Below are 10868 nucleotides of genomic sequence, written 5' to 3' on the forward strand. Positions count from 1 at the left end.
ATTGTTCAAATAGCGTCCTTGAGGCGCTATTTTTTTACCCGTTAAGAATTATTTAAGATAAAGCGTGTAGCCTATTAACATCATAATATTATGTGATATTGTTGTTACAACACATAATGCATAACTATGATAATTACGAATTCGATTAATAAGGCACACAAATGAATGATGCAAAGAAACCTGAGAATCAACGGTTATTACTGACGCTTAGGAATATTGTTGGCAAAAAAAATATTTTAACAGAGCCGCATAAAACAGAACGTTATCGCAAAGGCTTTCGCTCTGGTATGGGGGATGCAATCGCGGTTGTATTTCCAACAACATTGCTCGAACAATGGTATGTTTTCAAGGCGTGTGTTGAAGCGGACAAAATTGTCCTGATGCAAGCAGCGAATACAGGGTTAACCGAAGGGTCAACACCGAGCGGTTATGATTATGATCGCGATATCGTCATCATTAGTACATTGAAATTAAACCAAATTCAAGTTTTACCAGAATTTAACCAAGTGGTTGCGATGCCGGGAAGCACTTTGTACGATCTGGAAAAAATCTTAAAACCATTAGGGCGCGAACCGCACTCTTTGATTGGGTCTTCGTGTATTGGTGCTTCTGTAGTTGGGGGGATTTGTAATAGTTCTGGTGGGTCGCTAGTACGCCGAGGTCCTGCTTATACGGAGCTGGCTCTCTATGGTCGAGTCAATGATGATGGCAAAGTAGAATTGGTAAATCATCTTGGTATCGATTTAGGGGACACCCCAGAAGAAATTCTGACAAATCTGCAAAATCGCGGTTATAGCAGTGAAGACGTACAAGTTAGCGATAAATTAGCCTCTGATCACGAATATGCAGAACGCGTTCGTGATGTCGATGCCGATACACCATCACGCTTTAATGCTGATGAACGCCGTCTATTTGAAGCATCAGGGTGCGCTGGAAAATTAGCCGTATTTGCTGTTCGCTTAGATACTTTCCCTGCAGATAAAAAAACACAGGTATTTTATATCGGTTCTAATAATCCAGATGTTTTGGAAGATATCCGTCGTTATATTTTGAGTGAATTTAAAAACCTGCCAGTAGCAGGTGAATATATGCATCGCGGTTGCTTCGATATTGCAGAAGTTTATGGCAAAGATACCTTTTTAATGATTGATAAATTCGGCACTGACAAAATGCCAATGTTTTTCACCATTAAAGGGCGAATTGATGCGGTATTAAATAAAGTCCCATTCCTGCCATCAAATCTGATTGACCGTACTATGCAGGTTCTCAGTAAATTATGGCCCTCCCATTTGCCGCCTCGTATGAAAGAGTTCCGTGATCGTTACGAACACCACTTAATGTTAAAAATGGCTGGAGACGGCATTGATGAAGCTAAAGTTTGGCTAAAATCTTATTTTTCAAGCGCAGATGGCGGCTATTTTGAATGTACACCCGAGGAGGGAACAAAAGCATTTTTACATCGTTTTGCTGCTGCGGGTTCTGCGGTTCGTTATCATGCTGTCCACAACAAAGATGTGGAAGATGTTTTACCTCTTGATATCGCATTACGCCGCAATGATAGAAATTGGTTTGAAACGTTACCACCAGAAATTGAAAAGTTATTGGTGCATAAATTATACTGTGGCCACTTTATGTGCCATGTTATGCATCAGGATTATGTATTGAAAAAAGGCGTAGACCCGAAAGAGCTAAAAGAAAAAATGTTAGCTTTGTTAGATGAACGAGGCGCTCAATATCCTGCAGAGCATAACGTAGGTCATTTATATAAAGCCCCTGAACAGTTGAAATCGTTCTATAAGCAATCTGACCCAACAAATACAATGAACCCCGGTTTAGGTAAAACAACTAAACGAAAAAATTGGGAAGGGGATTGTGGTTGCGGTCATTCTCATGACCATTAAGGCACGTGTCATATAAATGAAAAAAAGCAGGTATTGGTAAGCATTTCAATATCTGCTTTTTTATGACTAAATTAGCTGGCGAGGTCTCTCGCATAATTAATCAATGCTTTTAATTGCTGGCAACGCTTTTCATCATGTTGATGCTCTACAAGTAATAGCTGTATTTGTTGCATATATTCAGTTAAACGCTCTTCATTAAAGTAGTCTCTACGGTGCTGTAACCAGCGCTGCTGCTCATCATAAGATAAGGTTGCAGGGTAATTACGTGCTTTATAGCGAAAGAAAAGTTCTTTCATGCGCTTATCTTCAAAACTTAATTCCAATGCAGGTAAGTTCTGTGGGGAAGTTTCACGAATAATATCCATCGTTGAGCGGTCAGAAGGACTGAAAAAACCATTATAAATTTGTGTATCGACATCATCTGACTCTGCAAATATTTGAGGCTCGCTAAATAACTCAATTAGTTTATTACGAATTTCAGGGTGCTTGCGTAAGGTTTCCAGATTGCGCATACATAAGTCACGGTCAACACCTGTTCGCTGTGCATCTTCTGGGCGCAGTGTCTTTTCTGGCGCTAAAATTGGGCATTTATTAATATGAACTAATTTTACAGGAACGGGAGAAGCGCCCGCCAATTCAGCTTTAGGCGTATATAATCGGGTACGTAATTGTTGAACGTCTAACTCAATTAATGGTGAGATATCGGCAGATAAATCGCACATAATAACGGCATTTTTGTTATCGGGATGCCAAGCAAGTGGAGCGACTAAACTGACATAAGAGCGCAATGCGCCAAACATACCAGAGACATGAACTAATGGTGTTATTTCTACAATATCAATAAGTTGACTTATTTTATTTTTATTTCTTAACTGATAAAAGTAATCGAACATTCGCGGTTGAGCGGCTTTCAACAGTTTTGCCATATTTATAGTCGCTAAAACGTCAGACATTGCATCATGTGCATTTTCATGAGCAACCCCATTTGCTTTGGTCAAATGTTCTAAACGCATACTCGGTAAACCATCTTCATTTTCTGGCCATTGAATACCTTCAGGGCGAAGCGCAAAACAGGCACGCAAAGTGTCGAGTAAATCCCAACGCGAATTTCCTTGTTGCCAACTATATGCATATGGGTCGTAAAAATTTCGGTAAAAAATATTACGCGTAACTTCATCATCGAAACGAATATTGTTGTAGCCCATAATACAGGTATTAGGGACACTAAAAGCCGCATGAATTCGTTTAGCAAACTCGGCTTCATTTATGCCTTGAGATAATGCGACTTGCGGGGTGATCCCAGTGATCATGACGGCTTCAGGTTGCGGTAAATAGTCATCAGCCGGAGCACAATAAAAAACTTCGGGTTCTTCAATGATATTAAAATCAAGGTCAGTGCGAACGCCTGCAAACTGCGCAGGCCTATCGAGAGCAGGGCGCTTACCAAAGGTTTCATAGTCATGAATAAAAAAGGTCGGTTGTTTTTTATTATCTTGCAACGTTTTCACCATTTTGATGATTATATAGTAGATTGATAGTGGTTAATTTATTGCTATTCACTATACCTTGTTGATTAATGATACCTTATCTACCGTAAAAGCTAAACTAAGGCTATCTGATATTGAGTGGGTGAGATTGAGAGCCGCATAACTTGGATGATTTGATGAAATCCTTTACCCAGCAGACATTCGTCATTAATTTGCGAGAGTATATCGTGATTGATATCACATATATCAATTGTTAACGTTAACATTAGTGATTAACATCACAATTAACAGGCTATTTTGTGGTTTGAAATTAATGTTAACCTTAACATTTCATCAAGATAATTTTTGATAGGTGATGAAATATGAATCGTGGCTCAAGAAAGTATTATGCCTCTTTGAGTGCATTATTGTTTTTTTTCTTTTTCACGTGGTCATCAACGTTTTCTGTCGTCGCAATCTGGCTGCGTAAATATGTTGGCTTGGATGGGGCGGATACAGGATTTATTTTCTCTTGTATTTCGATTGTGGCACTTTGCGCACAGCCACTCTATGGGTTTATGCAAGATAAATTAGGATTACGAAAAAATTTACTGTTATTTATTGCAGTTCTACTGATTTCATCTGGGCCATTTTTTATGGTTTTCGGTACGTTGCTAAGATGGAATGTGTTTTTGGGTAGTGTTATTGGTGGTTTGTTTATTGGCATGACTTTTCATGCGGGCATTGGTGTACTTGAATCTTATACAGAGCGAGTTAGCCGATTACGTAATTTTGAATATGGAAAAGCGAGGATGTGGGGCTCATTGGGTTGGGCGACTGCAACGTTTTTTGCTGGGCGTAATATTAACCTGAACCCTGATTACAATTTTATTATGGCAACCGTTTCAGGCTTATTATTTTTAGTTATTTTATTGAATTTAAAAACGGCAAACGCAGATGCCTATAATAGCCCTGAACATGGTAAACCTTCAGCCATCACTGTGAAAGATGCTTTGCAATTGTTTGTACAGCCCCATTTTTGGGCTTTGATATTGTTTGTATTAGGTACCTGTATATACAGTGTGTATGACCAGCAATTTATGGTGTATTTTGCCCATCAGTTTCAAAGTGAGCAATTAGGTAATGAGATGTACGGTTATCTAAATTCATTGCAGGTTTTCTTGGAGGCAGGAGGAATGTTTTTAGCGCCATTTATCGTCAACCGAATTGGTGCTAAAAATGGATTGCTGTTTGCGAGTTCTGTCATGGCGCTACGCATTATTGGTTCAGGCCTAGTTGATGGCGCGATTATGATATCGATAATGAAATTACTGCATGCCGTTGAGCTCCCGATTCTGTTAGTCGCGATTTTTAAATATAACAGTCTTCATTTCGATAAACGTTTGTCATCGACACTTTATTTGGTTGGCTTTAGTTGCATGAGCTCTGTCGTTGCAAGTATTTTATCGCCATTAGCGGGTTGGGGGTATGATAAAATTGGTTTTGCTGATACCTATCTGGTCATGGGGATATTTGTTATTATTACGACGATATTATCTGCATTTTGTCTCAGAGGTGATGGGGCAGGTCATCAAGAAATCAGAGAAAAAGATCAAACAAATAAATGTAATCAAGATCACTCCGAAAATTTGGTCGTTAAAGTATAAAGTGAAATCAATTTTCAGCGGAATAATTTGATAAATATGCGAAACGGGCTTGTAACTCAATAGGATTAGATTGTATTGTGTTAATAGATAATGCGTTTTGAATATTGACTAGAGGGTTTTAAACATGGACAACGCTAACAAGCCGTCTTTCCAAAATGTTCTGGAATTTGTGCGTATGTTTCGTCGCAAAAATAAAATTCGTCGTGAAATCACCGACAATGAGAAAAAAATTCGTGATAACCAGAAGCGTGTTTTGCTGCTGGATAACTTGAGTGAATATATAAAACCAGGTATGTCGATTGAAGATATTCAGGCAATTATTGCGAATATGCGTAGTGATTATGATGATCGTGTTGATGATTATATTATCAAGAACGCTGAACTCTCCAAAGAACGTCGTGAAATATCGAAAAAGCTCAAAGAGATGGGTGAATTACCGCGTATTGATGTGAAATAATTACCACGTAAAGCCGAGGTCATCTCGGCTTTATTGTTTTTGACTTGAGTTGATAGATAGCATTGACCGCACGTAGTGATTATAAATTTAACCTATTAACTTGTTTGATTAATGCGGTTGCTAACCTTTCCATTTCATTTTCTGCAATAAATCCCATCGTCACTGCTGCTGCGACAAGCTGGCCTTCGCCATTAAATACAGGACAAGCAATAGATTGCGCTCCGGGAATTCCTTCAGTTGGTTGGTAACGGATGGCATAGCCTTGTTGGATAACTTTATTAATTTCGTCCTGCGAATAGGAATGCGAACCAAATTGGTTATCAAATGCAGAATAAATCAGCCCAGCTGCACTTTTTACGACAGGCAATGGCGTGTTAGGTAAAAAGTCAATTTCAATATTTTTGAAGCTACGATTATATTTCACTAAAGACAGTGCCTTTCCTAGACGCGTGGCTATGCCTGTTGAAACGTTTTGTTCATCGCGAAATTGAATCAAATTATTGTTAATGGCGTCGATGTATGAGTCTTCAGGTTTAACAAAATTAGCTAAGAAGGTTAAATTGCGGCCTAAACCATAACGGCTAGTTTGAGTATCTTGGTACAGCATTTGTGTACGGCACAGTGAAACCAAATATTTATGTAGACGGCTTTTTGATATCTCACAACCTTTTGAAATATCCGCTGCACGAGCAATGCCCCCATTTTGAGCAATATAATTTAAAATGCTTACGGCTATATCAACAGAATTAACACCTTGCAGAGTAGACATACATAAACCTCAGTTTAACAAGTCCTGAAATTTTACCATGAGTTGCCTTGCGCTGCTAACGAACCAATAACGCAGAAGAATAATCCGAAAGCGGTAGCACCTCATTACCTATAAATAGATAGAATTATTGATGCTACTCAAGTTCATCTTTAGTGAATAGCGTATATATATAGTGTACTTATAAAGGCAATGTCGAGGTTTACTATAATGAAAACGATAAATTCACTACGTTTGAAACGCCGAACTCTACTCAAAGGGCTTGGCGTTGTAGGGTTGGCGAGTATCGCCCCCTGTTCTTATGCACAAGGAAACAGCAATCAACCCTTACCGAAGGTGCGACTCAAACTGTCGGACTACAAAACATTTCGGTCAACTTGTGCAATGGAGTGTTTGCATTGCAACCTAACCGCATATACCTACCAAGGTAAGCTGATGAAAATTCAGGCGACGGAAGGGTTTAATGTCAAATGTTGCTTGCGAGGTATGAGCCGAACTAAATGGGTCTATCATGACCAACGCATCAAAACACCATTACTACGAGTAGGCGAAAAAGGTAAAGCTGAATTCAAACCGATAAGTTGGGATGAGGCGCTGGATCTTATTGAAAAAAATATTAGAGAGACCATTGATAAATATGGTAATGAAGGGTTGTTTATTTCCACTCATGCCGGAAATATGGACTCGATTAAAAATGATATGGGGAAGGCTTTCTTTGATTATTTAGGCGGGTCAACGAAACAAGCGGGTTCACTTTGTTGCTCTGCTGTAACAGCTGCGATGATCCCGATGCTCGGCCTGAGGTATGCAGATACCCGCGATACGATAGCGGATAGCCGTTATATCCTGTGTTGGGGCAATAACCCAGCTGTTACGATGCAAGCCTATTTTAAAAATTATAACCAAGCGAGAAGAAATGGCGCTCGATTAGTGGTGATTGATCCGCGTTTTAGTGAAACAGCTGCAAAAGCGGACGAGTGGATACCTATTATTCCAGGGACAGATACCGCGCTTGCTTTAGGTATGATTAAAATTATTATTGAAGAAAACCGGATAGATGAAAATTTCTTGAGGGCTCATACTGGCGCGGTTTATTTGGTCGATGCGAATCAAAAACAAGTCAGGCAAAACAAAGATGATAAGGACAGCTATTTAGTTTTCGACACATTAAGCAGACAATTAGTTCGTCATGATTCATCGGGCATTAAACCGGCACTTTTTCAACATGAACTTCCAGAGGATTTGAATTACACCACTGTTTTTGAACAAATTTACCAGCAAGCAAAAGGTTGGGATATTGCCCGGGTCAGTGAAGAAACGGATGTACCAACGGAAACTATTGTACGTCTTGCTCGGGATTACTCATCAATAACTCCTTCAATGATTGTGCAAAACATGTCAGGAGCACAACGAACCGAACATGGCGCTTATGTCGCAGGAAGCCAGTTCTATCTCGCCTTATTGACTGGAAATATAGGTAAACGAGGGGCGGGTGTTTGTGATGCTGGCGGAGCTCGGCAAATGGCTAATTTTAGTCCAATAGTGCCACCGGCGCCGAATGTGAAAAACATTCCTCCCATTCCTGTAGCGAAAGTTGGCGATTTTATCGTCAATGAAAAGCCACATCCGATTAATTTCTGGTGGATTATGACGATGGGGGTTATGACCCAATTGCCGAATACCAACAAGGTTCGCGAAGCACTAAAGAAAGTTCCATTTGTTGTGGTAGCCGATAACCTCATGAGCTCAACAGCCTTATATGCTGATTTAGTTTTACCGGTGACCACTATTTTTGAAGATACCAGTTTGATGGCGGGCGTTCGTAGCCAATATGTCCAATTAATGGAAAAGGCGGTTGAGCCAGCAGGTGAAGCAAAACCCGACTATTGGATTTTCGCCCGATTAGCAGAACGTTTCGGGTTTGGCGACGTATTTAATAAGCCAATAGAGCACTATATTGATGCCTGTTTAGTCGGCTCTGGTATCACTCGCCAAATGTTAGAAAAAGGGCCAGTACGCCCAGTCGAAGGGGATTGGATACCGTTCAAAGATGGTGTGTTTAGGACATCAACCAAAAAAGCACACTTATTTGTTGAAGATTGGCAAAAGAAAAATTTTTCACCTGTCGTCGCTTACTACCAAGTGACCGAGTCTGTTAAAGGTTCACCTGAATTAGCCAAAAAGTATCCTTTGATGGCGGTTCAGCGCAAGTTAGCGCGTAGTGTGCATTCAAGTCATGGAATGAATGAATGGATCCTTGAAGTACAACGAAACCAGCCGAATGTCTTGATTCACCCTGAAGATGCTAAATCCAGAGGTATTAAGAATGGGGAATGGGCAATCACCTTTAATGACCGAGGAGAACACCGAGCCATTGCTGTCGTGACAACGCATATTAAAAAAGGCGTAATTTCACTGGATAACGGCTGGTGGGAACAACAGGGGGGGAGCAGCAGTCATGTCACGAATGACCAAGTTGAACATTTGGGAACGGGACACTGCTGTAATAGTACGTTAGTTGATGTAAGAAGGGAGGCTTAATCATGGTCAAGCAATATGGTTTCTTAATAAATACAAAAGATTGCTATGGTTGCCGCACTTGTTCAATGGCTTGTAAATCTGAGAATGTGACCCCGCCGGGCGTCTTGTGGCGTCGAGTTCGTGAATTCAATGATGATTCACCGAATACTCAAGCATTTATTACGATGTCTTGTAACCATTGTGATGACCCACAGTGTTTAAAAGTTTGCCCAGCAGACACCTATACCAAACGGGCGGACGGTATTGTCGTTCAAGATCATGAGAAATGTATTGGTTGCCAGATGTGTATTATGGCTTGTCCATATCATGCTCCTGTCTTTGACCCAGCAGAAGGGAAAACCAGCAAGTGTAATATGTGTGCGGAACGGTTAGATGAAGGCCTACTGCCAAGGTGTGTGGAGTCTTGCCCTACGGGTGCCATTGAGTTTGGTGATATCACTGAACTACGTAAAAAGCACACGACGAACTGGGCGGTACTAGAACAGCGTTACAACATGCCCGATCACACAATCAGTCATCCAAATATTGTGATCATTGGGATGGAGGATTAATTATGGATATTAAACATATGGAACTCCCACTAGTATTTTTTACAGTGATGAGCCAATGGGGGATTGGTGCTGTTCTCGCATTAACCATTTACCAAATGAAAGCCTGTCAGGGCTCCTTATTATCAGGCTCTGTATTACGTCGCGCAGTGCTATTGATATGGCTGATTGAAGTTATTGGTTCATCTATGTCAATGGGGCATTTAGGTGTGCCTCTCGAAGCATACCGTTCCGTTCTGGGGCTAAGTCATTCATGGCTAAGTCGCGAGGCTGTGACATTTGTATTATTAAATGGTGTTATCACTTTGTGGGCTCTATCTTGCTGGTTGCAACCCACAGTAAACACGCGCAATACGATATTAGGCTGGATCAGTGGGATTGGTGGATTAGCCGCTATACTTGTCACAGCACAAGTCTATTATCAAATGGTTGCTCACCCATTATGGCATACACCGGCAACCCAAATCGCGTTTATAGGCAGTGCAATTGTCCTTGGTTTTAGTCTAGTAGCCTTATTTGTTATTGGGCAAGGCAAGTTCTTACCCTCGACCATTAAAGTTGGCGTGCTGATAGGCGTTGCATTGGTATTAATTGCACAGATTATTCGCTTACAATTACCTGCAAGCCAAGGCGGGAGCTACTTGCTATGGTGGCAAGTAGTGATGAGTATGATATTGCCTTGCATTATGGCGGTAAAAGTATACAAGGAACGACCATCCGCCGTCTTACTTGTATTGATAATGTTGGCGATGTTTAGCGGAGAGTTGGCCGGTCGTGCATTGTTTTATGGGGCGGTTATGATCCAAGCTCCTTGGTTCTAAAAATCCTCGTCATATTTCGGCCTGTCGCGTTGTTGGCGTCGCACACTCGCCCTAGTCACATACTCGTGTATGCTCCTAGGGTCTTGTTTAGCTCGCCGCCTAGCGACAGGCCGAACTATTTAGAGGATTATGTATTCATCATATTTCAGTCTGTCGTGTTGCGGGCGTCGCACACTCGCCCTAGTCACATACTCGTGTATGCTCCTAGGGTCTTGTTTAGCTTGCCGCCTAGCGACAGGCCGAACTATTTAGCGGATTATGTAGGTTTTGTCGATATCAGAATTCGGCCTGTAGTGTTGTGTATGGGTTCTAGTTATATGCTTGGGGGCACGTTTAGTTAATGTGCTTATTCAAAAGCACCATTCATCAGTTTGATAATAGGGTCCGAACGCTTATAGCTGTTGATTAGAGGAACTAGGCGTTTGAAATGTTCGCTGGCACAGTGAATATCGAGCGCTTCTTGATTCGGCCACTCCTCGATAAAAATAAAGTGCCCAGGATCTTTTTGGTCAACGTAAAGGTCATAACTGATACACAATGGTTCTTGTTTAGTTGCAGCGACCAATTCACGGTATAGCGGCATAACAATCTCAATCGCTTCGCTTTGAATAAAATCTTCCGCAATGACTTTTAACATATATTTCCCTTTTCTTTATAAAATAACTGTGTATAAACACAGCAATACAAACACAAATTCGTTG

9 protein-coding genes are annotated in these 10868 nt (G+C 40.8%); 6 read left to right on the forward strand and 3 right to left on the reverse strand.

The features are described 5' to 3' along the window. Positions 1-161: 161 nt before the first annotated feature. Positions 162-1901 carry a D-lactate dehydrogenase gene (dld, locus tag P3L37_RS07940; protein ID WP_109911591.1) on the forward strand — a complete coding sequence of 580 codons (1740 nt, stop codon included), beginning with the start codon at positions 162-164 and terminating at the stop codon, positions 1899-1901. A 71-nt stretch (positions 1902-1972) separates the two neighbouring features. Here the strand turns inward: dld and sbcB are convergent, their stop codons facing one another. Continuing rightward, the gene (sbcB, locus tag P3L37_RS07945) at positions 1973-3400 is read right to left on the reverse strand and encodes an exodeoxyribonuclease I (RefSeq protein ID WP_109911592.1); all 1428 of its coding nucleotides are present in this window, start codon (positions 3398-3400) and stop codon (positions 1973-1975) included. 350 nt (positions 3401-3750) lie between these two features. Between sbcB and P3L37_RS07950 the strand changes: the two genes are divergently transcribed. Together P3L37_RS07950 and tmaR are read left to right on the forward strand one after the other, a co-directional pair. After that, positions 3751-5034, forward strand: a complete 1284-nt coding sequence (locus tag P3L37_RS07950) for an MFS transporter (RefSeq protein ID WP_272667357.1) — start codon at positions 3751-3753, stop codon at positions 5032-5034. A gap of 124 nt (positions 5035-5158) precedes the next feature. Further along, positions 5159-5491 (forward strand): PTS system regulator TmaR, encoded by a 333-nt coding sequence (gene tmaR, locus P3L37_RS07955; RefSeq protein WP_004253179.1) that lies wholly within the window; start codon positions 5159-5161, stop codon positions 5489-5491. 79 nt (positions 5492-5570) lie between these two features. On the opposite strand, the gene P3L37_RS07960 is transcribed toward tmaR, so the two are convergent. Next, positions 5571-6260: a helix-turn-helix domain-containing protein gene (locus P3L37_RS07960; protein ID WP_109911593.1), complete on the reverse strand. Its 690-nt coding sequence runs from the start codon at positions 6258-6260 to the stop codon at positions 5571-5573. Between the two features lie 207 nt (positions 6261-6467). Between P3L37_RS07960 and P3L37_RS07965 the strand changes: the two genes are divergently transcribed. From P3L37_RS07965 to P3L37_RS07975, 3 genes are read left to right on the forward strand one after another with little or no spacing between them, the layout of a single operon-like run. After that, positions 6468-8798 (forward strand): molybdopterin-dependent oxidoreductase, encoded by a 2331-nt coding sequence (locus tag P3L37_RS07965; RefSeq protein WP_004911861.1) that lies wholly within the window; start codon positions 6468-6470, stop codon positions 8796-8798. 2 nt (positions 8799-8800) lie between these two features. After that, positions 8801-9349, forward strand: a complete 549-nt coding sequence (locus tag P3L37_RS07970; protein ID WP_004911860.1) for a 4Fe-4S dicluster domain-containing protein — start codon at positions 8801-8803, stop codon at positions 9347-9349. A gap of 2 nt (positions 9350-9351) precedes the next feature. Then, entirely contained in the window at positions 9352-10167 is an 816-nt protein-coding gene (locus tag P3L37_RS07975) for a dimethyl sulfoxide reductase anchor subunit family protein (RefSeq protein ID WP_109911594.1), read from the forward strand. A gap of 346 nt (positions 10168-10513) precedes the next feature. Here the strand turns inward: P3L37_RS07975 and P3L37_RS07980 are convergent, their stop codons facing one another. Beyond that, the gene (locus P3L37_RS07980; RefSeq protein ID WP_004253191.1) at positions 10514-10804 is read right to left on the reverse strand and encodes a putative quinol monooxygenase; all 291 of its coding nucleotides are present in this window, start codon (positions 10802-10804) and stop codon (positions 10514-10516) included. Positions 10805-10868: the final 64 nt, after the last annotated feature.

The organism is Providencia sp. PROV114, assembly GCF_032704305.1.
Lineage (GTDB): Bacteria > Pseudomonadota > Gammaproteobacteria > Enterobacterales > Enterobacteriaceae > Providencia > Providencia rettgeri.